We start from the raw sequence: 22146 nt of genomic DNA, 5'->3' as shown, positions 1-22146 counted from the left end.
ATGGCCGTCTCGACCGGAAAGTCCTTTGCCAGCCGTTTCGGCGTCCATATCGCGGTCTTCCTCTTCGTCGCGATCTGGACGATCCCGACGCTCGGCATTCTCGTCTCGTCGCTGCGCGACAAGGACCAGATCATCGCCTCGGGCTGGTGGAACTCGTTCGCCAGTTCCACGCAGACGGAAGCGGGGCGGCTGCCACCCGCCTCGGCGCAAGTCGAGAAGGACGGCAAGTTCGTCCTCGAGGGCAACATCTTCGGCGATGATCCGGCCCGCGACATCAGCGCCTTTGGCGTCAAGTCGTCGGCGCCGACGCAATATCCCGCCGGCACGACAGCCGATCTCGGCGACGGCGAGACCTTGCAGCTCAACGCCGACGGCAGTTTCGTCATGACCTCGACCAAGCCGTTCGAGGGCGAGCGTGGCCAGCGCGTCTACTACGCCTCGTCGGCGCCACCGAAATTCACCACCGACAATTACAATACGGTGCTGTTTTCGGAGGGCATCGGCCGCTCCTTCATGAATTCGCTGACCGTCACCATTCCGGCGACGGTCATCCCGATCCTGATCGCGGCGTTCGCGGCCTATGCGCTGGCCTGGATGCGCTTTCCCGGCCGGGCGTTGCTCATCGCGGTGATCATCGGGCTCCTGGTCGTGCCGCTGCAGATGTCGCTGATCCCGCTGCTGAAGCTTTACAACGGCGTCGGCAGCTTCTTCGGCGTGCCGTCGAAAACCTATCTCGGCATCTGGCTGGCGCATACCGGCTTCGGCCTGCCCTTCGCCATCTATCTCTTGAGAAGCTACATTGCCGGCCTGCCGCGCGAAATCATGGAATCGGCGCGCATCGACGGCGCCAGCGATTTCGAGATCTTCGTCAAGATCGTGCTGCCGCTGTCGTTCCCGGTGCTTGCCTCCTTCGCCATCTTCCAGTTCCTGTGGGTGTGGAACGACCTGCTGGTCGCGATGGTTTTCCTCGGCACCGAGGGCGACCAGATCGTGCTGACCGCCAAGCTCAACGCGCTGCTCGGCTCGCGCGGCGGCGATTGGGAGATCCTGACGACATCGGCCTTCATCACCATTGTCGTGCCGCTGATCGTGTTCTTCTCGCTGCAGCGCTATTTCGTCCGCGGGCTGCTCGCCGGCTCGGTGAAGGGAGGCTGAGATCATGCAATCCGCTGTGAAAGCGACGTTGAGTCCCGACTTCGCCGTCGACCGCGACTGGTGGCGAGGTGCCGTGATCTACCAGATCTATCCGCGCAGCTATCAGGACTCGAACGGCGACGGCATCGGCGACCTCAGGGGCATCATCGGCAGGCTGCCCTATATCGCGGCGCTCGGCGTCGATGCCATCTGGATCTCGCCGTTCTTCAAGTCGCCGATGAAGGATTTCGGCTACGACGTGTCCGACTATTGCGACGTCGATCCGATGTTCGGCACGCTGGCCGATTTCGACGCCCTGACCGCCGAGGCGCACAGGCTCGGGCTCAAGGTGATGATCGACGAGGTGCTGTCGCATACCGCCGACATCCATCCGTGGTTCAAGGAAAGCCGCTCGAGCCGCACCAACCCGAAGGCCGACTGGTATGTCTGGGCCGAGGCCAGGCCCGACGGCACGCCACCCAACAACTGGCTGTCGATCTTCGGCGGTTCGGCCTGGCAGTGGGACACCAGCCGCCAGCAATATTACCTGCATAATTTCCTGGCCGAGCAGCCCGATCTCAACTTCCACAGCCGCGCAGTCCAGGACGCGCTGCTCGATGTCACCCGCTTCTGGCTGGAGCGCGGCGTCGACGGTTTCCGCCTCGACACCATCAATTTCTACTTCCACAGCCAGGGCCTCGAGGACAATCCGCCGCTGCCGGCCGAACAGCGCAACGACCAGACCGCTCCTTCCGTCAACCCCTACAACTACCAGGACCATCTCTACGACAAGAGCCGCCCCGAAAACCTTGGCTTCCTCGAACGCTTCCGCGCCCTGCTCGACGAATATCCGGCGACGGCGGCGGTTGGCGAAGTCGGCGATTCGCAGCGCGGACTGGAGGTGGTGGCGGCCTATACCGCCGGCAGCAAGCGCGTGCACATGTGCTATTCATTCGACTTCCTGGCGCCCGAAAAGATCAGCGCGGCAAAGGTGCGTTCGGTGCTGGAAGCCTTTGGCGAGGTCGCCAGCGACGGCTGGTCGTGTTGGGCCTTCTCCAACCACGACGTGATGCGCACTGCCTCGCGCTGGGCGGCCGGCGAGGCCGACCAGACCGCTTATCTCAAGGTGATCTCGGCGCTGCTGATGTCGCTACGCGGCTCGGTCTGCATCTACCAGGGCGAGGAACTCGGTCTTGGCGAAGCGGAATTGCAATTCGAGGATCTGCAGGACCCCTACGGCATCCGGTTCTGGCCGGAATTCAAGGGCCGCGACGGCTGCCGCACGCCGATGGTCTGGAATGGCGCCGACGGCAATGGCGGCTTCTCCACGGCAAAGCCCTGGCTGCCCGTGCCTGCCAAGCACCTTTCGCAGGCGGTCGATGTGCAGCAGGGCGACGACAACTCGCTGCTCGAACACTACCGGCGCTTTCTCGCTTTCCGCCACCTGTATCCGGCGCTGGCCAAGGGCGAGATCGAGTTCATCGAAAGCCAGGGCGATACGGTCGCCTTCACGCGCCGCGAGGGCAATGAGCAGATCGTCTGCGCCTTCAATCTCGGCAGCCGACCGGCCGAAGTCAATCTCGGCGGACGCTCGCTGCAGCCCTTGCCGGGGCACGGGTTTTCGGGACAGACTGACGCCGGCTTTATCCGCCTCGGCGGCTACGGCGCCTGGTTCGGGCGTATCGACTGAATTTGCAATTCACTGGAGGGAACCCATGGCCGATGTCACGCTAAGGCAAGTGAAGAAATCATACGGCAATCTCAACATTCTCCATGGCATTGACCTCGACATAAAGTCGGGCGAGTTCATCGTCTTCGTCGGCCCTTCGGGCTGTGGCAAGTCGACCTTGCTGCGGTCGATCGCCGGGCTTGAGGAAATCACCTCCGGCGAGCTCAAGATCGACGGCGAGGTGGTGAACGACGTGCCGCCGTCGAAGCGCGGCATCGCCATGGTGTTCCAGTCCTATGCGCTCTATCCGCACATGACTGTCTACGACAACATGGCGTTCTCGATGAAGATCGGCAAGGAGAGCAAGGCCGAGATCGACAAGCGGGTGCGCCAGGCGGCGGAAATCCTGCAGCTGACCAAATATCTCGACCGCCTGCCCAAGGCGATGTCGGGCGGCCAGCGCCAGCGCGTCGCCATCGGCCGCGCCATCGTGCGCAACCCCAAGGTCTTCCTGTTCGACGAGCCGCTGTCGAACCTCGACGCGGCGCTGCGCGTCGCCACCCGCATCGAGATCGCCAAGCTCAAGGAATCGATGCCTGCTACAACGATGATCTACGTCACCCACGACCAGGTCGAGGCGATGACGCTGGCCGACCGCATCGTGGTGCTCAAGGAGGGCCATATCGAGCAGGTCGGCACGCCGATGGAGCTCTACAAGAGACCCGGCAATCTGTTCGTCGCCCAGTTCATCGGCTCGCCGGCCATGAACATCCTGCCGGCGACGATCGACAAATCAGGCGACCCGACCATCGTCAGTCATGTCGGCGGGCGCAAGGCGACGGTGCCGATCGCCACGCCGGCGTCGGTGAAGGGCGCTTCGGTGAGCTTCGGCGTGCGGCCGGAAGATCTGACGATCGCCACCGGGGCGGATTATCTTTTCGAGGGAACGGTGGATTATGTCGAGCAACTCGGCGAGGTCCAGCTCGTCTATGTCGACATCGGCCGCGCCGACCTGCCGCTGGTCACCAAGCTGCCAGGCAATGTCGGAGTCAAGCGCGGCGCTGCGCTGCGGTTGAATGCCGATGCCGGCGACCTGCATATTTTCGATGCCGACGGACATTCATTCACGCTCCACAAAGCGGAAGCAAAGGCAGCCTGAGAGCAGCAGCCGAACTGATGGATGTTTGGTGACCCAAAAACGAGAGCGGCGGGCAAAGCCGCCACTCTTGTGCGTTCCGGTCGCTGTTAGAGCGACGTGCGTCCAAGTGGACGCACAAAGGTACGCTCCAACACTTTAAACCTGCGCATCGTGCTTTCCGAGAATCGGAACCGATTTTCGGGCCGATGCGCTAGCGGCCGAACAGGTTCCGGTCGCTGCCCTGCGGGGCCGACTTCTGTACGTCGCCCGACGAGTTGAGCAGCTTGTAGACCGGCGAGCCGGTATTGCGTACCGAAGAAGTCTGCGTGTTGTCGACGTTGATGGTCGCCTGCTTGTTGATGTCGGTTCTGCCAAAGTTGTCGCTACCGGCAAAAGCGCCGCCCGCAGCAATCAAAAGCGCGGCGGCGGTAAGAACGATCTTCTTCATTTTCAAAACTCCTGGATTTTCTTGGTTCCGCCAGCCCGGCGGGCAAATGCCGCCGCCGCTGTTGGAACGAACTGTTAGTTGTTGCCGAACAGGTTACGGTCGCTGCCGTTGACGGGTTTCTCGTCAGCCGGAACCGGATTCTGCGGCGAAGCCGAATTCCGAATCGAAGCCGTGTACGAGTTGCTGTCGACCGCAGCGGCCGGCTGGTTGGCGCCGTTCGATCCAAAGTTGTCGCTGCCGGCAAAAGCGCTGCCGGATATGGCCACAATGGCGGCGGTGGCAAGAATGAGCTTCTTCATTTCAAATACTCCTGAGTTCCTCAGATCCCGAGCGGCGGACCGCCACTTTGCTGTTTGGGACCAGCTGTTAATTGTTGCCGAAAAGGTTGCGGTCGGCGCCCTGGCCAACGGGCTGCTTTTCAGCGTGAGCCGGCGTCTGGACAGAGGCCGTATACGAGCTGTCGACCGAAGCAGTCGGCTGGGTGGCGGCGTTGGACCCATAATGGTCGCTGCCGGCAAAGGCGCTGCCGGTGATGGCCAGAGCGGCGACGGCAGCAAGAGCGATCTTTTTCATTTTAGTACTCCAGTATCTTAGTCTTCAGTCCGTCTAGCGGCGTGTCTTGGGAGGATGCGCGCGTCGTTCGGACAGCCCCGATGTGGGAAGGCCATTCGGCGGATTCCAATCACGAAGTTGTTCCGTATGGACCAAGAATCTACACCTTGAAATTGTACCAGAAGCATCTACTACCATGGTTTTATGGTTCGTTTTCAATATCTTATTCAAAATTAGCCATTCATGATTTGACGGATTGGCGGATCTGCGTTCACAGCATGCTGTACTCATTGTCAACAGAAACGAACCGTTCGGTTCGATTTTAGAGGCGGCTAATAGTCACTTTTGTAAACTGTTAACCTTCCTGGTCGCCGCCGCGGGTCGGATTCGATGTCACGGCAGCCGACAATGGCCGCCGACAAAGTGGGGTTTCAGCCCTGCAGATATAAACCTGCAGGTTTCGCAGGCGGTGTCGCGCCGCATGGATACGATGTCGCTTTCATGCCGGCAGTCAGCCGGCCGGCATGATTAGATCACGCCATCTCAGGTGCCGCTTGGTGACGACGAAGCGGAGAATTGGGAAGCCGGTCAGAACCCGGCGCTGCCCCCGCAACGGTGGTGGAGTTCAAGTCGCAACGGGAGACCACTGGGCCACAAGCCTGGGAAGGTGTCGCGACGAGTCCGCAAGGACACTCCAGAGCCCGGAAACCAGCCCGAGATTTTCAGACTCGACTGATCGCGGTGGGCGGTCAAGAGGTGGATGATGCACGTCCGGCCCTGTCGCCGGCGTGCAAACGGTCCTCCCTCCATCACCACCAGTTCAGTCCTTACACGAGGACAGGACATGGACGCGCGCAACGACATGCTGAGGCTCTTGCACGGCCGCAGGCAAGGCTATTCGCTCGAGCAGCCCTTCTACACCGATCCAGATTTCTTCAAGCTCGACATGGAGCTGATCTGGTATCGCGACTGGCTGTTCATCGGCCACGATTGCGAGTTGCCGAAAGCTGGCAGCTATATCACCGCCCAGATCGGCGACTATCCGGTCGTGCTGGTCCGCGACCAGCAAGGCAAGATCAATGCCTTCCACAATTCCTGCCGGCATCGCGGCAGCCGTGTCTGCAATGCCGACAAGGGCACTGCGGCGAAGCTGGTCTGCCCCTATCACCAGTGGACCTACGAGCTGGACGGCCGGCTGTTGTTTGCTCGCCAGATGGCAGACGGCTTCGACAAGAGCCAGTTCAGCCTGAAGCCGGTGGCTTGCGAAAGCGTTGCCGGCTACATCTTTATCTGCTTGGCCAACGAGCCGGCCGACTTCGCGCCGATGCGCGCCATGATCGAGCCTTACCTGCTGCCGCACCGGCTGCGCGAGGCAAAAATCGCCTTCGAATCGACCATCGTCGAGAAGGGCAACTGGAAGCTCGTCTGGGAGAACAACCGCGAGTGCTACCATTGCGCCGGCAACCATCCGGAACTCTGCAAGACATTCCCGGAAGCGCCGACCGTGACCGGCGTGCAGGGCGCCGACAGCGATCCGGAGATGCTCGCGCACTGGGCGAAATGCGAGGCGGCGGGCTTGCCGAGCAAGTTCCGCATCGATCCGGCCGGGCAGTATCGCGTCACCCGCGCGCCGCTGCTGCGCGACGCCGTCAGCTACACGATGACGGGAAGACGCGCGGTGAAGAAGAACCTTTCCGACAGCGTTTCGACCGACCGTATCGGCTCGCTGCTGCTCTATCACTATCCGACGAGTTGGAACCATATCCTCGGCGATCATGCCGTCACCTTCCGCGTGCTGCCGATCAGTGCCACGGAAACGGCCGTCACCACCAAATGGCTTGTCCACAAGGACGCGGTCGAAGGCGTCGATTACGACCTCGCCGAACTCACCCATGTCTGGACCGAGACCAACGACCAGGACCGTCGCATTGTCGAGGAAAACGCCTTCGGCATCCTGTCGCCGGCCTATGAGCCCGGCCCCTATTCGGAACTGCATGAGGGCGGCGTCATCCAGTTCGTCGAATGGTACGCCTCCTTCATCGGGCCGCGCCTTGCCGAGGCCGGGCGGCCGGCGCTGCGCAGCGTCGCCTGAACGAGGTCAAGGGGATGAATGCGATGACGGACCTTGGCCTCTACCGCCATCTCGACGAGATGGCGCCCTGGAACGACAGGCTCCAGGTGCTGGAAGTCATCGGCGTCAGCGACGAGGCGCCTGACGTGAAGACCTTCACCTTCCGCTCTGACAACCAGACCTGGTTCCGCTACAGACCGGGGCAGTTCGTGACGCTGGAACTGCCGACCACCGAGGGCCCGATGATGCGGACCTATACGCTGTCGTCCTCGCCGTCGAGGCCGTTCTCGATCGCGGTGACGGTGAAAGCGCAGGCCGGCAGCCTCGGCACCCGCTGGATGTTCGACAATCTGAAGCCCGGCGTTCACGTGAAGGCCTATGGGCCGGCGGGCGACTTTTCGCTGCACAGCCATCCAGCGGCCAAGTATCTGTTCATTTCGGCCGGCTCAGGCGTGACGCCGATGATGTCGATGCTGCGCTGGCTGAACGACTGCGCGCCATGGACAGATGTCGGCTTCGTCAACTGCGCGCGAAAGCCCGAGGAGATCATCTTCCGCAAGGAGCTCGAGCTGCTCGGCAGCCGCATGCCGGGCCTGACGCTCGGCTTCATGATCGAGGAGCGGTCCAGCCGTGAGGGCTGGTTCGGCCATATGGGCCGGATCGACGCGATACGGCTGCCGCTGCTGGCGCCCGATTTTCGCGAGCGCGAAATTTTCTGCTGCGGCCCCGGCCCGTTCATGCGCGCCGTGCGGCAGATGCTGGAGGCGGCCGGCTTCGACATGGCCAACTACCATCAGGAGAGCTTTGCGGCCCCGGCGGTGGAGGAAATTCCGGCCCCGTTCGGTTCGCCGGCAGAGGGTGGGCCGGCAAAAGGTGGGCCAGCAGAGGGCGGGATCGAGGTACCTGCCGAGGCCGCAACGCCGATCCGCTTTTCGCTTTCGGATATTGATGCCGAATGCGTTGCCGGCCAGACCGTGCTGCAGACGGCGCGCGCTTCGGGCGTACGCATCCCCGCAGCCTGCGAGTTCGGCCTGTGCGGAACCTGCAAGGTGAAAAAGGTCTCGGGCACGGTCGAGATGAGCCACAATGGCGGCATCCTCGATCACGAGATCGACGACGGCTTCATCCTTGCCTGCTGTTCGAAGCCGCTGGCGGCGCTCGAGATCGACGCCTGACCGGGGAGCTTAAACCCCGTAGCGCTCGGTGCGGATGAGGCTTGCCGGAACGCCGGCATCGATCAGCGCCTGGGCGGCGGCTGACACGAAGGCATTCGAGCCGCAGACAAAGGCGAACCTTGGCGGCGCGGGCAGCCGCAGCATCGATTGCTCCATCATCGCGGCATCGACCCGCCGCGAATAGTCTGACGGGCGCGGGGCGGCCTCGCGGGTCAGCGCCAACACCAGATCGAAGCCGTCCCGGCGATCGTGGAAGTCGATCAGCTCGTCGCGAAAGATCACCTCGTCCCAGACCCGTGCGGAAAATACCAATGCCACGGGCACCGCCGATCTGCGCGCGGCGCGATGGCGGATCATCGCCATCAGCGGTACCACGCCGGACCCGCCGCCGACCAGCAGAAGCGGGCCGCCGTCGCTGTCGGACCAGACGAAGTGGCCACCGAGCGGTCCGCGCAACTCGACCTCGTCGCCAACCGCCGCGATATCGTGGAAGAAGGGCGAGATCTCGCCATCATCGAGCCTTTCGATCGCCAGCTCGATCGTCTCGCCGGCTTCCGGCGCCGAGGCGATTGAGTAGGAGCGGCGCGCCTGATAGCCGTCCGGCGCCGTCAGCCTGACATCGACATGCTGCCCGGCACGATAGGCGAAGGGCCGCGACGGCTGGAGGAAAAAGCTGGCGACGCGCGGCGTGCGCTTTTCGATGCGGGCGATGGTCACCGTCTGCCAGGGCGACTGCGCCGCCGGCGCGTCGCTCATGGATCGCCCGTATAGCGCTGCTCGCGCCACGGGTCGCCATAGATGTGATAGCCGCGCAGCTCCCAGAAGCCGGGCTCGTCGCGCTCGGTGAACTGCAGGCCGTTCAGCCATTTGGCCGACTTCCAGAAATAGAGATGCGGAACCAGCAGCCGCGCCGGGCCGCCATGGTCCGGCGTGATCGGCCTGCCTTCGTAAAGCAGCGCCACCATCGCCTTGCCGGCAGTGAGATCCTGCGTCGGCACATTGGTTGTATAGCCGTCGAAGGACAGCGCCAGCGTGAAGGCCGTCGGTGGCTCGATACCGGCATCCGCCAGAATATCGTCGACCAGCACCCCTTGCCACGCCGTGTCGAACTTGGTCCACGCGGTGACGCAGTGGATGTCGCGGGTCATCTTGGTCAAAGGCAGCGCGTTGAACTCTGTCCAGTTCCACGTCTTGATCGGCCGCGGTCCGTGCTTGAGCGTGAACGACCAGTCCTCGGTGCGCACAGGCGGCGTCGGCCCGGCCGACAGCACCGGAAACCCTTGCTCGAGATATTGTCCCGGCGGGATACGCGCATCCGCATCCGTCGGGGGCTTTCGTCCTGAAGAGAAGCCGCGGGTGACCATCGAGACAATCCGTTTGCATCAGGCCGCCTGTCGGCCTTCACCAATGTTGTCAAAGATACTCTGGCGGGCAACCAGATTCTTGGCTTATGCGCCGTCTGTTCGCCTGAGATAACCGGTGGCGATCTCGCGCATCCGTTTGGCGTCGAAGCTTGGTCCATGGCCGCCATGGCCGATGCTGACAGGCAGATCGAGCAGCCGCTGCATGGTTCGGCGATAGGCTGATCGGTCGGAATCCGGCAGGTCGTCGATCAGCAAGGCGTCGGAGATGGCGTCGCCGGCGAAGAACAGGCCGTCGGCCTCATCGAACAGCGCGATCGTATCCGGCGAATGGCCGGGCAGATGCAGCACCCGGAATTGCCGGTCGCCAAGGTCGACCAGATCGCCCTCGTCAAGCGTCCGTGTCAGCGGCGCCGGCTGGATTCTGTATTCGGCCGCTCTCCAGGCCGGTGCCGGCAGCTTCGAGACGGCGCCGTCGAGATCATGAAACATGTGGGCGTAGGTGACGGCGTCATCCATGCTGTCGAATTGCGCAGCACTCATCCTCGGCCCGGCTCGCAGCGGGAATTCGTGCAGCGAGCCGACATGGTCGAGGTGGATATGGGTGGCGACGACGAGCAGCGGCTTGCCATCAGGCGTGTCGATCTCCGACGCCAGCGGGCAAATCCCCATGCCGGTGTCGACAAGCAGGTCGACGTCGCGGCCGCGCAGATGCCAGATGTTGGCGCGCACGAAATCATGCACGAACGGCTCGGTCAGCATCGTCGTATCGGCGTCGATGACGATCTTGCTGAACCAGTCACGCATCACGAAGATTCCGGCATCAGAAGCGAGCCGGCTCAGACGAACGGCTTTCCGACCTTGTACTTTTCGGGAACCAGCCGCTTCAGATAGGCCATTCCTGCATCGGAGAGCTGATTGACCTCAGGCAGCATGAAATCGTCGGGCATGTGACGGGTCTTGCCAGCAACGTTTTTCAGCGGCACCTTGTTCAGCACGGTTTTCTTGCCGTCATATTGCAGCGCCACCGAGCCGCCGCCCTGTTCGGCCACGGCGACCGCAAAGACGCCGGCATCAAAGGCTTCCTGTGCATCCACGGGGTTGATGGCGCCGACATAGCCGCGCGGCATGTAGCCGAGCGCATCGACGCGGGCCCGCTTGCCTGGCAATCCTTCGGCCAGCGCACGCTCGAGGGCGGCCGGCAGGTCGCTGCCCGACAGCTTGACGTTGCCATGCGCATCGCGCTCCAGTTTGTCCGGCGGGACAAGACTTTCGACCAGCGCCTTGCCGTCGGCGGTGCTGACGCCTTCGGAGACTGCGACGATGCAGCGCTTGTGGCGATCAAGCGTGGCGCGAACATCGTCGATGAAGGCCGCAGCCGAGAACGGACGCTCCGGCACATAGACGAGATGCGGGCCGCTGTCGGGATCAAGCTGCCATGCGGCGGCGGCGGCGGTGAGGAAACCGGCATGCCGCCCCATGACGATGCCGACATAGATGCCGGGCAGAGCACGGAAGTCGAGGTCGACCGAGAGAAAGGCGCCGGCGACGAACTCGGCTGCCGAAATGAAGCCGGGCGTGTGGTCGTTCTCCTCGAGATCGTTGTCGATGGTTTTCGGCGCATGGACGAAAACCATCTTGCCGCCGGCGGCGTCGGTCAGGATCTGCTGCGTGCCCGACGTGTCGTTGCCGCCGATATAGATGAAGGCATCGGCGCCCGCCTTGTTCAGGCCGTTGAGGATGATCTCGCAATAGGCCTCGTCCGGCTTGTCGCGGGTCGAGCCAAGCGCGGCGCTCGGCGTCGCAGCAATCAACCGCAACCGGTCCTCAGGGATAGCCGAAAGATCGACATAGTTGCCGTCGCGGATGCCGCGCACGCCATGGATGGAGCCCAGGACCTTGGCGCCGGGATGCCGCTTGCGGATCTCGAGTGTGGCGCCCACCACCGTCTGGTTGATGACGGCGGTCGGGCCGCCGCCTTGTGCGATGACAAAAGTTCCGGACATGCTTCACGTCTCCCGAGCAGTGACTTTGCAGGGCACATTCGCCTGTCTTGCGAGATCGCGCAACGGGAGAGTCGAGCGGCCGCATCAGCCGCCTCGAGTTCAGACGATGACCGGGAGGGTCAGACGACGACGACCGGGTTCCTCCTGGAGACGCGGCTGTAGAGGTCGATGATGTCCTGATTGATCAGGCGAACGCAGCCCGACGACATCGCCTGGCCGATGCTCCACCATTCGGGCGAACCGTGGATGCGGTAGCCGGTGTCCTGGCCGTTCTGGTAGATGTACAGCGCACGTGCTCCGAGCGGGTTGTCGAGGCCGCCGGGCTGCCCGGCCTGCCATTTCACCAGTTCCGGCTTGCGGGCGATCATCTCGGCCGGCGGCCTCCAGGTCGGCCATTCCTTGCCGTACTGGATGTTGGCGCGGCCGGACCAGCGAAAGCCTTCCTTGCCGATGCCGACGCCGTAACGGATCGCGTCACCGCCGGGCTGCACCAGGTAAAGCAGCCGCTCCTGCGAATGGACGACGATGGTGCCGGGCTGCTCGCCGGTCGGGTCGACGACGATCTGGCGGCGAAACTCCGGCTTGACCTTGAGGTAGGGCACTTCCGGCAGCGTGAAGCCGCCGTCGGTGACGGAGGCATACATCACACCAGGGCTGGTGATGTTCTTGTCGACGCTGATGCTTGGGCGGACAGGGGTGATCGCGCCGGTGGTGACGGCGTCGAGTTGCAGCGCCGACAGGTCGAGCGTCTGGCTGCAGCCGGCGACGCCGAGCAGCGCCAGCGCACCGGCACCGGACAACACTGCGCGGCGGGAAAGCTGGATTTCGGAAATTTCGATTTCGACGCCATTGTGCGGCGGCGTCAGACCTTGCGGCAACTCACGCATCTACCCAAACCCTACGCTGTCGGCGGGAAACACGGTCCGGCCGGATAGAGTGCATTTTCACCAATCATGGTTGAAAAAGCGTGAAGAACCGTCGCCTGATGTTAACCAGGGGCATTTTCGATTTTTGCCCCTTTACATCTTTGTGAGCCCAAGGATTTATCCTCTTCTTTGAGCTCAAGGAGACGAACATGTCCTTCGAAAACTGGGCCGCCTTTGCCGCCGCCTCGACGATCCTTCTTGTCATTCCCGGCCCAACTATCCTTCTGGTCGTGTCCTATGCGCTCGGCCAGGGCTGGCGCACGGCGCTGCCGATGGCGGTTGGCGTGGCGTTTGGCGATTTTACCGCGATGACGCTGTCGATGCTTGGCATCGGCGCGCTGCTGGCGGCGTCGGCCACCGTGTTCACGGTGCTGAAGGTGGTCGGCGCCGGCTATCTGATCTATCTCGGCATAAAGCTGTTTCGCGCCGGTGGCACGCTCAAGGCCGAGCCGCGCCTGGACGCGGTGTCCTCGGCCAAGATGATGGCGCATGCCTGGCTGGTCACCGCGCTCAATCCGAAAAGCATCACCTTCTTCGTCGCCTTCCTGCCACAGTTCCTCGACCGGCATGCCGATTTCTGGACGCAGATGCTGATCTTCGAGACGACTTTCCTGGCGCTCGCTTTCGCCAATGCCTTCGGTTACGCGCTGATCGCCGCAAGGGCACGCAACGTCGTTCGCAACCCGAAGGCGATCCGCATCTTCAACCGCACCGGCGGCACGCTGCTGGTCGGCGCCGGCATCGCCACAGTGGCGATGCGCTCGGGCAATTGAGGACATGACGTGGCAGTCAGGGATGCATTCGGGCTGACGTTTTCGGGCGCGACGGAGGCCGGGTTCTCGCCTTACAGCCAGGCCGTGCGCGAAATGCAATGCTTCATCGGCGATCCGGTCGGCTCGATGGATCGCGCCATCGCCGAGGATCCCGGCTTCGTCATGGCGCATGTGTTCAAGGGTTATCTCTTCGGCCTCGCCACCGAGCGCGAGGCGACAGCCGTGGCCAGGACATGCCACGAGGCGGCACTGCCGCTTGCCGCCACGCCGCGTGAGCAGGCGCATGTCGCAGCACTTGGCCATCTTGCCGCAGGATGCTGGCATGAAGCCGCTCGTCTGCTCGAGAATATCGCCATCGAGTTTCCGCTCGATGCGCTGGCGCTGCAGACCGGGCACCAGATCGATTTCTTCACCGGCAATGCCCGCATGCTGCGCGACCGCATCGGCCGCGCGCTGCCATCGTGGCAAAGCGGCATGCCGGGCTACCACGCCATACTCGGCATGCAGGCGTTCGGACTGGAGGAAATGGGCGACTATGCGCGCGCCGAAAAGCTTGGCCGCATGGCAGTCGACATCGAGCCGCGCGACGGCTGGGCGCAGCACGCCGTCGCCCATGTCATGGAAATGCAGAGCCGGCAAAGGGACGGCATCGCTTGGATGCGCGCCAACCCCGACGCGTGGACGCGTGAAAGCTTCCTGAAAGTGCATAATTGGTGGCATCTGGCGCTGTTCCACTACGATCTCGGCGAAACCGACGAGGCGTTGGCGCTCTATGACGGCCCAATCTACGGCGAACGCTCGACGCTGGCGCTCAACATGGTCGATGCTTCGGCGATTCTGTGGCGGCTGCATCTCGGCGGCGTCGATGTCGGCGGCCGCTGGGCGGCGCTCGCCGCCAACTGGGCGAAGGCCAGCGCCGGCAACTATGCCTTCAACGATGCCCACGCAATGATGGCCCTCGTCGGCGCCGGCCAGGAAGCGCCGGCTCGCACCTTGCTCGAAACACAGCGCGAGGCCATGCACGCCAACGACGACAACGCCGCCTTTACCCGGGATGTCGGCCATCCCCTGACGCTCGCCATCAAGGCGTTCGGCGACGGCAATTTTGCCGAGACGGTCCGCCTGATCCGACCCATCCGGGCGATCGCCCACCGCTTCGGCGGCAGTCATGCGCAACGCGACGTCATCGACCTGACGCTGATCGAGGCGGCGCTGCGGTCGGGCGACCGTGCGTTGGCAAGGGCACTTGCCGCGGAACGCGCGCTGGCGCGGCCCGCCAGCCCGCTCTCGGCGCTGCTTTCGCGGCGCGCTGCCGATTTGTCGGAGAATTGACCGGAGGCGGATCTTGTCTTAAAAAAACTGCCAAGTCAGATTTTTTCGAGATCCGAAAAAATTAATGGCAATGGGAGGACACCATGTATCTCGGCCTCGATCTGGGCACGTCGGGCGTCAAGGCGCTGTTGATCGATGCCGGGCAGAGCATCGTCGGCTCCGGCCACGCGTCACTCGACGTGTCGCGGCCGCACCCCGGCTGGTCGGAGCAGAACCCCGCCGAGTGGATCCGCGCCTGCGAGGAAGCGATCGCCGAGCTCAAGGTTTCTCATCCAGAACAGCTCGCCGCCGTGAAGGGCATCGGCCTCTCCGGCCAGATGCATGGCGCTACATTGCTCGATGCCGGCGACCAGGTGCTGCGCTCCTGCATCCTGTGGAACGACACGCGCAGCCATGCCGAGGCTGCCAAGCTCGACGCCGACCCGCGCTTTCGCAAGCTGACCGGCAACATCGTGTTTCCCGGTTTCACCGCGCCAAAGCTGGTCTGGGTGAGAAACAATGAGCCGGATATTTTCGCCAAACTGGCAAAGGTCTTGCTGCCAAAGGATTTTCTGCGGCTCTGGCTCACCGGCGAGCATATTTCGGAGATGTCGGACTCGGCCGGCACGTCCTGGCTCGATGTCGGCAAGCGAGGCTGGTCATCCGACCTGCTTTCCGCCACGTCGCTCGACGAGAAGCAGATGCCGTCACTGGTCGAAGGCACTGAGAAGGCTGGCGCGTTGCGCAGCGAACTGGCCTCGAAATGGGGGATGCAGGCGGGCATCCCGATCGCCGGTGGCGCCGGCGACAATGCGGCGTCGGCCTGCGGCATGGGCACGGTCGCCGCCGGCCAGGCCTTTGTCTCGCTTGGCACGTCAGGCGTGCTGTTTGCCGCCAATGCGTCCTATCTGCCCAACCCGGAAAGCGCGGTGCACACATTCTGCCACGCGTTGCCCGACACCTGGCACCAGATGGGCGTCATCCTGTCGGCAACCGATTCGCTCAACTGGCTGTCCGAGATTTCAGGCAAAGGCGCCGGCGAGCTGACCGCCGAGCTCGGCGATACGCTGAAGGCGCCGACCGGCGTGTCCTTCCTGCCCTATCTCTCGGGCGAGCGCACCCCGCACAATGATGCGGCCATTCGCGGCTCGTTTACCGGGCTTGCGCATGAATCGAGCCGCGCCGTGTTGACCCAGGCCGTGCTGGAGGGCGTGGCTTTCGCCTTCCGCGACAGTCTCGAAGCCCTGGCCAAAGCCGGCACGACGGTGACGCGGGTGACGGCGATCGGCGGCGGCTCGCGCTCGCACTACTGGCTAAAGGCAATCGCCACCGCGCTCGGCCTGCCCGTCGACATTCCCGCCGACGGCGATTTCGGCGCCGCCTTCGGTGCAGCGAGGCTTGGCCTGATCGCGGCGACGGGCGCCGATCCGCTCAGAGTGTGCACGGCGCCGGCCACCGATGCCACAATCGAGCCGGTCGCCGCGCTAAGCAACGCCTATGCGGATGCCTATCAGCGCTACCGCTTGCTTTACCCGGCTATCAAGACGGCCACGGCGTGAGTGGTTTCCCACCCCCGCCGCGGCCCGAGATCACCTCACTGTGCCGGGACCTTGTCGAGAAAGCCGGTGACGCTTTTCAGGCGGCCATTCTCGATGACGCCGATGTCGGTGCCTTCGATGACGGAATCGGTGCCTTCCGGCCCGAGATTCCACGAGAAGCGGATCGTGTCGCCAAACCCATCCGGCTTGCCCTTCAGCGAAAACCGGAAGCCGGCAAAACGTTTTTGGACACCATCGATCAGTGCGGCGAGGCCATTGTGGCCGTCTCCCTGCACGATCGGATCGCGGTAGCTGATGTCATCGGTGAAGGCCGCCTTGAGCAAGGCTTGCCGGCGCGCGGCATCGCTCTCGTTCCATGTGGCGATGTAGTTTTCGGCGATCGTGTTGAGGTCGGTCATGGTCTGTCTCCGTTGTTGATTGGCTTTGACATGACCTTTTTCATCCAGCGCCAGCGCGAAACCAATTACGCCTGAGGTAATCAGGACCGAACCCTGCGAGAGGACAGACAGACATGACCAGCGGCTTTTTCGGCGACATCCAGAAGATCAAATACGAGGGGCCGGATTCGACCAATCCGCTGGCCTACCGGTTCTACAATCCCGATGAAATCGTCGCCGGCAAGCGGCTGGAAGACCATTTGCGCTTTGCCGTCGCCTACTGGCATTCCTTCGCCTGGCCGGGCGGCGATCCGTTCGGCGGCCAGACCTTTGAGCGGCCGTGGTTCGCCGAGGCTGGTGGCACCGACACGATGGAACTGGCCAAGCTCAAGGCCGATGTTGCCTTCGACATGTTTTCGCTGCTGGGTGTTCCCTATTTCTGCTTCCACGATGCCGATGTGCGGCCGGAGGGAAAAGATTTTTCTGAAAGTGCCGCGCGGCTCGACGAGATATCAGACTATTTTGCGGCGAAGATGAAGAAGACCGGGGTCAAGCTGCTTTGGGGCACGGCCAACCTGTTCTCCAATCGCCGCTTCATGGCGGGAGCCGCCACCAATCCCGACCCGGACGTCTTTGCCTATGCGGCAGCGACGGTCAAACACTGCATCGACGTCACCAAGCGGCTGAAGGGCGACAATTATGTGCTGTGGGGCGGCCGCGAGGGCTATGAGACGCTGCTCAACACCGACCTTGCCCGCGAACAGGAACAGGCCGGCCGCTTCCTCAACCTGGTCGTAGACTACAAGCACCGGATCGGCTTCAAGGGCACCATCCTGATCGAGCCGAAGCCGCAGGAACCGACCAAGCACCAGTACGACTATGACGTCGCCACCGTCTACGGCTTCCTGAAACGCTTCGGGCTGGAGAAGGAGGTCAAGCTCAACATCGAGCAGGGCCACGCGATCCTGGCCGGCCATTCCTTCGAGCATGAACTGGCGCTGGCCAATGCGCTCGGCATCTTCGGCTCGATCGACATGAACCGCAACGACTACCAGTCGGGCTGGGACACCGACCAGTTCCCCAACAACGTGCCGGAGATGGCATTGGCCTATTATCAGGTCCTGCAGGCCGGTGGCTTCAAGACCGGCGGCACCAATTTCGACGCCAAGCTTCGGCGACAGTCGCTCGATCCGCAGGATCTGCTGATTGGCCATATCGGCGGCATGGATTGCTGTGCACGCGGCCTCAAGGCCGCCGCTCGCATGGTCGGGGACAAGGCGCTGTCGGGACCGTTGGCCGAGCGCTATGCTGGCTGGAACTCGGCCGAGGCCAAGGCGATGCTTGCCGGCAAGCGGACGCTGGAGGAGATCACCGAGCGCGTCGTCAAGAAGAAGATCGAGCCGCAGCCGAGATCCGGCCGCCAGGAACTGCTCGAGAATATCGTCAACCGATACGTCTGAGGTGCCGCACCGGCGGGTCTGTTGACCGACCCGCCGGCCCGGAACAGCTTTGCGCGAGGGCGGAACCGACGACAAGGTTTTGCCTCGCACCGCCCCTCAATCGCCTCGCTCTTGCCTTCAAACAGCCGTCACGAATCTCGTATATGTGGTTCGTGGCGGGAACAGAAAGAAGGAGGCGAACCGATATGCAGCACGAACGCGAAATCGACGCCCTGCTCTCATCTGGCGAGGGATCGATCATCGACCGGCTGATGGCGCTGCCGCATCCGAAGCATGGCGCGCGCGGTGCAAGCGAATGGGACCGCGCGGTCGCCAGCCGCTTCGAGACCCACCTTGCGAGACAGATGCGCTCGCAGATCGACGGCAAAAGCGACCGCCAGGACGCTGCCTGATCCACCTTTGTCTATGCATGCCGTTACCCCAAAACCGCTACGCGCTTTTGGGCGACATGCATTATCCCCGGCGCAGCCTGACCGGCGCTTCGCCGAAAGCCCTTGAGAACGCCCTGGAAAATGCCGCGGCGGACGAGAACCCCGTTCGCCCGGCAATATCGGCCATGGCCACGCGCGTGTCGACCACCAGCCGGCGCGCTGCACCCAGCCGCAGCCTGAGATAATAGGCGCCCGGCGTCTCGCCGATCGACTTGCGAAAGATGCTTTCCAGCGTACGTGCCGTCACCCCGGCACGCTTTGCCACCGCGGCGATGGTCAAGGGCTGGTCGACGTGGGTTTCCATCAGCCGGATGGCTTGCGCAAGCCGCGGATCGTAGCCGTCGAGGCGGCCGAGCGAGACCAAAGGCTGCGCGTCGGTCGCGGCGCGTGCCTGGTCGTAGATGAAGACGCTTGCCACATCGAGCGCGACCGCCATGCCGAGCCGCGTGCGGATCAGATGCAGCATCAGGTCGAAGGTCGGCGAAGCGCCACCGGAGGTGAAGACCGGCCCGTCGATGACATAGCGGTCGGGGCGAACGTCGACCTCGGGAAAGGCCGAGGAGAAGTCCTCCATGTCCTCCCAATGGGTGGTGGCGCTGCGCCCTTCCAGCAGACCGGCGCGGGCGACCAGCCAGGTACCGGCTTCGACGCCGCCGCAGGCGCGTGCGGCGCGCCCCGCTCGGCGCAGGCCGGCAAGCAGGGCCGACGTGGCATAGTTCTGCGTGCCGAAACCGGCGACGACGACAAGCACATCCGTCGTATCCGCCGCATCGAAGCGGCCGCTGACCGCAACCGGCAGGCCGCATGTGGTGACCGGCGCTTCGCCGGTCACCGAAACCAGCCTGAAATCGAACAGCGTCTCGCCGGCAATACGGTTGGCGGCGCGCAGCGGATCGACGGCCGAGGCCACACACATGATCGACGACCCGGAAAACACCAGCAGCGTCACCTTGAGCGGCAACCGTTCGGCGCGAAAGATCGACGACTTTTCGTTTTTCATCATACGCACTTCGTAAAATGCAAAACAGTTTCCGGCAAGTCAGGCATTGTTGCCATCTGTTCGATTGGGCCCATGTTTGATCGGGACCATCTGTGCTGATTGGGAGAAAAGTCGATGCCGCTTGCGATGAACCGTGAGGTCTTCATTACCTGTGCCATAACCGGGTCCGGCAGCTCGCAAGACCGCAGCCCGCATGTGCCGCGCTCGCCCAAGCAGATCGCCGATTCGGCCATCGACGCGGCAAAGGCGGGTGCGGCGATCGTCCACTGCCATGTGCGCGACCCCGAAACCGGCAGGCCGCGCCGTGACGTGCAGCTTTATCGCGAAGTGACCGAGCGCATCCGTGCGGCAGACGTCGACGTGGTGCTAAACCTGACCGCCGGCATGGGCGGCGACATGGTGTTCGGCTCGCCGGAAAACCCGCTGCCGTTGAACGAGAAAGCCACCGATATGGGCGGCGCCACCGACCGCGTGGAACATGTGCGCCAGTGCCTGCCGGAGATATGCACGCTCGACTGCGGCACCATGAATTTCGCCGAGGCCGACTATGTCATGACCAACACGCCAGGCATGCTGCGCGCCATGGGCGGCAGGATGACGGCGCTTGGCGTCAAGCCGGAGATCGAGGCCTTCGACACCGGCCATCTGTGGTTTGCCAAGCAACTGGTCGAGGAAAAGGTGCTGGACCCGGATGCTCTCGTGCAATTGTGCATGGGCGTGCCATGGGGCGCGCCGGACGATCTCAACACTTTTATGGCGATGGTCAACAATGTGCCGTCAGGTTGGACCTGGTCGGCGTTCTCCATCGGCCGCAACCAGATGGCCTATGCCGCCGCCGCGGTGTTGGCCGGCGGCAATGTCCGCGTCGGACTTGAGGACAATCTCTGGCTCGACAAGGGCGTGCTGGCAACCAATGCGCAGCTGGTCGAGCGGGCGGTCAGCATCGTGTCGAACATGGGCGCAAGGGTCATCGGCCCCGATGAAGTGCGCAAGAAGCTCAATTTGACAAAGCGCGCGCCGCTTTGAACAAGCAATCGGTAGGGAGGAGCCGCCGATGAAGACCGTGAAATTCACCGCAATGAAGGATGGCGACCGCGACGATTACGCGTTCCTCACCGAGCACGAGATCGACTATGCGGCGAAGACCGGCGAACGGCTGCTTGACGCGCTTGTCCAACTCGACGAAGGCCTGTCCGGCTACAAGATCACCCGGCTCGGCCATTCGCTGCAGGCGGCGACGCGCGCATGGCGCGACGGCGCCGACACCGACTGGATCGTCTGCGCCCTGCTGCACGACATCGGCGACGTCTACGCACCGTACAATCACGACGAATATGCAGCTTCGGTCCTAAAACCTTTCGTGCGCGAGCAGTGCACCTGGGTTGTGGAAAAGCACGGCGACTTCCAGCGCCTCTACTACGCCCACCATCTCGGCGGCAATCCGCATGCGCGCGACGGTTTCGCCGGCCACCTTTATTTCGACGATTGCGACCAGTTCTGTGAGCGCTGGGACCAGTCGAGCTTCGACCCCGACTACGAGACGTTGCCGATCGACTTCTTCCGGCCCTTCGTGCTCGAGGTGTTTGCGCGCAGGGCCTATGACCCCACCGTGATCCGCGCCGGCGAGCGCGTGCCTCTCATCGACCTGGAAAAAGCCAGGACAAGAACCGGAGCCTCCGCATGAGCATCATCACCAAGGCAGCTGTAATCGGCGGCGGCGTCATCGGCGCCGGCTGGGTGGCGCGACTGCTCTTGAACGGCATCGACGTGTCGATTTTCGATCCCGACCCCGAAGCCGCGCGCAAGGTCGGCGAAGTGATGAAAGGCGCGCGTCGCGCCTACAAGCAGATGCTGCCCGACGGCCTGCCAAAAGAAGGCAAATTGACCTTTGCCAAGACCATTGCCGACGCCGTCGCCGATGCCGATTTCATCCAGGAAAGCGTGCCGGAACGGCTCGACCTGAAACACCGCGTGCTGGCCGAGATCGACCTCTATGCGCCGGCCAATACCATCGTCGGCTCCTCGACCTCCGGCATCAAGCCGACCGACATGCAGGTGGCGATGAAGAAGCATCCGGAACGGCTGGTCGTCGGCCATCCATTCAACCCGGTCTATTTGCTTCCGCTGGTCGAGATCGTCGGCGGCGAGCAGACCTTTCACGAGGCGATCGAGGTCGCCAAGGAGATGTACGCCTCGATCGGCATGAAACCGGTGGTGATCCGCAAGGAGATCGAGGCGTTCGTCGGCGACCGCCTGCTGGAGGCGGCATGGCGCGAGGCGCTGTGGCTGATCAAGGACGGCATCTGCACGGTCGAGGAACTCGACGACATCATGCGCTATGGCTTCGGCCTGCGCTGGGCGCAGATGGGCATGTTCCAGGTCTACCGCGTCGCCGGCGGCGAGGCCGGCATGCGCCATTTCATGGCGCAGTTCGGGCCGTGCCTGAAATGGCCGTGGACCAAGCTGATGGATGTGCCGGAGTTCAACGACGAACTGGTCGACCTGATCGCCACGCAGTCGGACGATCAGGCGGATGGCCTGTCGATCCGCGAGCTCGAAAAGATCCGCGACGACAATCTGGTCGCCATCATGGATGCGCTCTCGAAGCAGAACAAAGGCAGGGGCTGGGGCGCCGGCGCCTTGCACAAGGACTATACCAAGCAGCTCGCCAAGCTTGCGGCGAAGAAGCCCACCGCCTCCAAGGCGGCCGAGAAGGCCAAGGCCGAAAAGCCGAAGAAAAAGAAGAAAGGCTGAG

General features: G+C 63.3%; 23 protein-coding genes and 1 riboswitch. Of the genes, 13 read left to right on the top strand and 10 right to left on the bottom strand.

What is annotated here, in order from left to right; genetic code table 11:
• Genes AC0L2B_RS30605 through AC0L2B_RS30595 form a run of 3 tightly spaced genes read left to right on the top strand, consistent with a single transcriptional unit; the run spans window position 1 to window position 3962 of the window.
• The gene (locus tag AC0L2B_RS30605; protein ID WP_473748023.1) at window positions 1–1155 is read left to right on the top strand and encodes a carbohydrate ABC transporter permease; all 1155 of its coding nucleotides are present in this window, start codon (window positions 1–3) and stop codon (window positions 1153–1155) included.
• A 4-nt stretch (window positions 1156–1159) separates the two neighbouring features.
• Window positions 1160–2824 carry a beta-galactosidase BglA gene (bglA, locus tag AC0L2B_RS30600; RefSeq protein WP_473748022.1) on the top strand — a complete coding sequence of 555 codons (1665 nt, stop codon included), beginning with the start codon at window positions 1160–1162 and terminating at the stop codon, window positions 2822–2824.
• Window positions 2825–2849: 25 nt separating this feature from the next.
• On the top strand, window positions 2850–3962 hold the full coding sequence (locus tag AC0L2B_RS30595) for an ABC transporter ATP-binding protein (RefSeq protein ID WP_023796851.1): 1113 nt from the start codon (window positions 2850–2852) through the stop codon (window positions 3960–3962).
• Window positions 3963–4152: 190 nt separating this feature from the next.
• On the opposite strand, the gene AC0L2B_RS30590 is transcribed toward AC0L2B_RS30595, so the two are convergent.
• The 3 genes from AC0L2B_RS30590 to AC0L2B_RS30580 form a co-directional block, all read right to left on the bottom strand.
• Complete coding sequence (locus AC0L2B_RS30590; RefSeq protein ID WP_023796852.1) at window positions 4153–4389, bottom strand: DUF680 domain-containing protein; 237 nt, start codon at window positions 4387–4389, stop codon at window positions 4153–4155.
• A 74-nt stretch (window positions 4390–4463) separates the two neighbouring features.
• A complete protein-coding gene (locus AC0L2B_RS30585; RefSeq protein ID WP_473748021.1) occupies window positions 4464–4688 on the bottom strand; it encodes a DUF680 domain-containing protein in 225 nt (74 codons plus the stop codon).
• 67 nt (window positions 4689–4755) lie between these two features.
• Complete coding sequence (locus tag AC0L2B_RS30580; protein WP_473748020.1) at window positions 4756–4962, bottom strand: DUF680 domain-containing protein; 207 nt, start codon at window positions 4960–4962, stop codon at window positions 4756–4758.
• 507 nt (window positions 4963–5469) lie between these two features.
• Window positions 5470–5672, top strand: a riboswitch (cobalamin riboswitch).
• A gap of 113 nt (window positions 5673–5785) precedes the next feature.
• On the opposite strand from AC0L2B_RS30580, the gene AC0L2B_RS30575 reads away from it, so the two are divergent.
• Window positions 5786–7033, top strand: coding sequence for an aromatic ring-hydroxylating oxygenase subunit alpha (locus tag AC0L2B_RS30575; protein WP_473748019.1), 1248 nt, complete (start codon window positions 5786–5788; stop codon window positions 7031–7033).
• Between the two features lie 23 nt (window positions 7034–7056).
• On the top strand, window positions 7057–8187 hold the full coding sequence (locus tag AC0L2B_RS30570; protein WP_473748018.1) for an FAD-binding oxidoreductase: 1131 nt from the start codon (window positions 7057–7059) through the stop codon (window positions 8185–8187).
• Between the two features lie 9 nt (window positions 8188–8196).
• Here AC0L2B_RS30570 and AC0L2B_RS30565 read toward each other — a convergent pair whose 3' ends face one another.
• From AC0L2B_RS30565 to AC0L2B_RS30545, 5 genes are all read right to left on the bottom strand, one after another.
• Window positions 8197–8943, bottom strand: a complete 747-nt coding sequence (locus tag AC0L2B_RS30565) for an FAD-binding oxidoreductase (protein ID WP_473748017.1) — start codon at window positions 8941–8943, stop codon at window positions 8197–8199.
• Entirely contained in the window at window positions 8940–9551 is a 612-nt protein-coding gene (locus tag AC0L2B_RS30560) for a molybdopterin-dependent oxidoreductase (protein WP_473748016.1), read from the bottom strand. The genes AC0L2B_RS30565 and AC0L2B_RS30560 overlap by 4 nt, the downstream gene beginning before the upstream one ends.
• Window positions 9552–9635: 84 nt before the next feature.
• Complete coding sequence (locus tag AC0L2B_RS30555; protein ID WP_473748015.1) at window positions 9636–10355, bottom strand: MBL fold metallo-hydrolase; 720 nt, start codon at window positions 10353–10355, stop codon at window positions 9636–9638.
• 32 nt (window positions 10356–10387) lie between these two features.
• A complete protein-coding gene (locus tag AC0L2B_RS30550) occupies window positions 10388–11554 on the bottom strand; it encodes a diphosphate--fructose-6-phosphate 1-phosphotransferase (RefSeq protein WP_128244551.1) in 1167 nt (388 codons plus the stop codon).
• Window positions 11555–11673: 119 nt separating this feature from the next.
• The gene (locus AC0L2B_RS30545) at window positions 11674–12441 is read right to left on the bottom strand and encodes a L,D-transpeptidase (protein WP_473748014.1); all 768 of its coding nucleotides are present in this window, start codon (window positions 12439–12441) and stop codon (window positions 11674–11676) included.
• A gap of 188 nt (window positions 12442–12629) precedes the next feature.
• Between AC0L2B_RS30545 and AC0L2B_RS30540 the strand changes: the two genes are divergently transcribed.
• The 3 genes from AC0L2B_RS30540 (at window position 12630) to xylB (ending at window position 16123) form a co-directional block, all read left to right on the top strand.
• Window positions 12630–13253, top strand: a complete 624-nt coding sequence (locus tag AC0L2B_RS30540; protein WP_077375225.1) for a LysE family translocator — start codon at window positions 12630–12632, stop codon at window positions 13251–13253.
• Between the two features lie 9 nt (window positions 13254–13262).
• Complete coding sequence (locus tag AC0L2B_RS30535) at window positions 13263–14585, top strand: tetratricopeptide repeat protein (RefSeq protein WP_473748013.1); 1323 nt, start codon at window positions 13263–13265, stop codon at window positions 14583–14585.
• Window positions 14586–14668: 83 nt separating this feature from the next.
• The gene (gene xylB / locus AC0L2B_RS30530; protein WP_473748012.1) at window positions 14669–16123 is read left to right on the top strand and encodes a xylulokinase; all 1455 of its coding nucleotides are present in this window, start codon (window positions 14669–14671) and stop codon (window positions 16121–16123) included.
• 35 nt (window positions 16124–16158) lie between these two features.
• Here xylB and AC0L2B_RS30525 read toward each other — a convergent pair whose 3' ends face one another.
• Window positions 16159–16521, bottom strand: coding sequence for a nuclear transport factor 2 family protein (locus AC0L2B_RS30525; RefSeq protein ID WP_128244555.1), 363 nt, complete (start codon window positions 16519–16521; stop codon window positions 16159–16161).
• A 113-nt stretch (window positions 16522–16634) separates the two neighbouring features.
• Here AC0L2B_RS30525 and xylA point away from each other — a divergent pair, with 113 nt between their 5' ends.
• Together xylA and AC0L2B_RS30515 are read left to right on the top strand one after the other, a co-directional pair.
• Window positions 16635–17960, top strand: a complete 1326-nt coding sequence (xylA, locus tag AC0L2B_RS30520; RefSeq protein ID WP_128244556.1) for a xylose isomerase — start codon at window positions 16635–16637, stop codon at window positions 17958–17960.
• A 185-nt stretch (window positions 17961–18145) separates the two neighbouring features.
• On the top strand, window positions 18146–18352 hold the full coding sequence (locus AC0L2B_RS30515) for a hypothetical protein (protein ID WP_128244557.1): 207 nt from the start codon (window positions 18146–18148) through the stop codon (window positions 18350–18352).
• A 61-nt stretch (window positions 18353–18413) separates the two neighbouring features.
• Here AC0L2B_RS30515 and AC0L2B_RS30510 read toward each other — a convergent pair whose 3' ends face one another.
• A complete protein-coding gene (locus tag AC0L2B_RS30510; RefSeq protein ID WP_128244558.1) occupies window positions 18414–19394 on the bottom strand; it encodes a GlxA family transcriptional regulator in 981 nt (326 codons plus the stop codon).
• 111 nt (window positions 19395–19505) lie between these two features.
• Between AC0L2B_RS30510 and bcoG the strand changes: the two genes are divergently transcribed.
• The 3 genes from bcoG to AC0L2B_RS30495 are packed head-to-tail and all read left to right on the top strand — an operon-like array spanning window position 19506 to window position 22145.
• The gene (gene bcoG, locus AC0L2B_RS30505; RefSeq protein WP_128244559.1) at window positions 19506–20417 is read left to right on the top strand and encodes a 3-dehydrocarnitine:acetyl-CoA trimethylamine transferase BcoG; all 912 of its coding nucleotides are present in this window, start codon (window positions 19506–19508) and stop codon (window positions 20415–20417) included.
• Between the two features lie 28 nt (window positions 20418–20445).
• Window positions 20446–21075: an HD domain-containing protein gene (locus tag AC0L2B_RS30500; protein ID WP_128244560.1), complete on the top strand. Its 630-nt coding sequence runs from the start codon at window positions 20446–20448 to the stop codon at window positions 21073–21075.
• Window positions 21072–22145: a 3-hydroxyacyl-CoA dehydrogenase NAD-binding domain-containing protein gene (locus AC0L2B_RS30495; protein WP_473748011.1), complete on the top strand. Its 1074-nt coding sequence runs from the start codon at window positions 21072–21074 to the stop codon at window positions 22143–22145. Before AC0L2B_RS30500 ends, AC0L2B_RS30495 begins: the two co-directional genes overlap by 4 nt.
• Window position 22146: the final 1 nt, after the last annotated feature.

The sequence above is a fragment of the Mesorhizobium sp. WSM4815 genome (assembly GCF_055811575.1).
The sequence above is the reverse complement of the archived record's forward strand: the minus strand, read 5'-3'. Positions and strand labels throughout refer to the sequence as shown.

Bases quoted from the DNA above. Each gene is read 5' to 3' on its own strand.
- AC0L2B_RS30595 (WP_023796851.1), top strand. From the start codon at position 2,850: ATGGCCGATGTCACGCTAAGGCAAGTGAAGAAATCATACGGCAATCTC.
- AC0L2B_RS30590 (WP_023796852.1), bottom strand. From the start codon at position 4,389: ATGAAGAAGATCGTTCTTACCGCCGCCGCGCTTTTGATTGCTGCGGGC.
- AC0L2B_RS30565 (WP_473748017.1), bottom strand. From the start codon at position 8,943: ATGAGCGACGCGCCGGCGGCGCAGTCGCCCTGGCAGACGGTGACCATC.
- xylA (WP_128244556.1), top strand. From the start codon at position 16,635: ATGACCAGCGGCTTTTTCGGCGACATCCAGAAGATCAAATACGAGGGG.
- AC0L2B_RS30585 (WP_473748021.1), bottom strand. From the start codon at position 4,688: ATGAAGAAGCTCATTCTTGCCACCGCCGCCATTGTGGCCATATCCGGC.
- bglA (WP_473748022.1), top strand. From the start codon at position 1,160: ATGCAATCCGCTGTGAAAGCGACGTTGAGTCCCGACTTCGCCGTCGAC.
- AC0L2B_RS30605 (WP_473748023.1), top strand. From the start codon at position 1: ATGGCCGTCTCGACCGGAAAGTCCTTTGCCAGCCGTTTCGGCGTCCAT.
- AC0L2B_RS30495 (WP_473748011.1), top strand. From the start codon at position 21,072: ATGAGCATCATCACCAAGGCAGCTGTAATCGGCGGCGGCGTCATCGGC.
- AC0L2B_RS30570 (WP_473748018.1), top strand. From the start codon at position 7,057: ATGACGGACCTTGGCCTCTACCGCCATCTCGACGAGATGGCGCCCTGG.
- AC0L2B_RS30550 (WP_128244551.1), bottom strand. From the start codon at position 11,554: ATGTCCGGAACTTTTGTCATCGCACAAGGCGGCGGCCCGACCGCCGTC.
- AC0L2B_RS30575 (WP_473748019.1), top strand. From the start codon at position 5,786: ATGGACGCGCGCAACGACATGCTGAGGCTCTTGCACGGCCGCAGGCAA.
- AC0L2B_RS30525 (WP_128244555.1), bottom strand. From the start codon at position 16,521: ATGACCGACCTCAACACGATCGCCGAAAACTACATCGCCACATGGAAC.
- AC0L2B_RS30540 (WP_077375225.1), top strand. From the start codon at position 12,630: ATGTCCTTCGAAAACTGGGCCGCCTTTGCCGCCGCCTCGACGATCCTT.
- AC0L2B_RS30515 (WP_128244557.1), top strand. From the start codon at position 18,146: ATGCAGCACGAACGCGAAATCGACGCCCTGCTCTCATCTGGCGAGGGA.
- AC0L2B_RS30545 (WP_473748014.1), bottom strand. From the start codon at position 12,441: ATGCGTGAGTTGCCGCAAGGTCTGACGCCGCCGCACAATGGCGTCGAA.
- AC0L2B_RS30500 (WP_128244560.1), top strand. From the start codon at position 20,446: ATGAAGACCGTGAAATTCACCGCAATGAAGGATGGCGACCGCGACGAT.
- bcoG (WP_128244559.1), top strand. From the start codon at position 19,506: ATGCCGCTTGCGATGAACCGTGAGGTCTTCATTACCTGTGCCATAACC.
- xylB (WP_473748012.1), top strand. From the start codon at position 14,669: ATGTATCTCGGCCTCGATCTGGGCACGTCGGGCGTCAAGGCGCTGTTG.
- AC0L2B_RS30560 (WP_473748016.1), bottom strand. From the start codon at position 9,551: ATGGTCACCCGCGGCTTCTCTTCAGGACGAAAGCCCCCGACGGATGCG.
- AC0L2B_RS30555 (WP_473748015.1), bottom strand. From the start codon at position 10,355: ATGCGTGACTGGTTCAGCAAGATCGTCATCGACGCCGATACGACGATG.
- AC0L2B_RS30580 (WP_473748020.1), bottom strand. From the start codon at position 4,962: ATGAAAAAGATCGCTCTTGCTGCCGTCGCCGCTCTGGCCATCACCGGC.
- AC0L2B_RS30510 (WP_128244558.1), bottom strand. From the start codon at position 19,394: ATGATGAAAAACGAAAAGTCGTCGATCTTTCGCGCCGAACGGTTGCCG.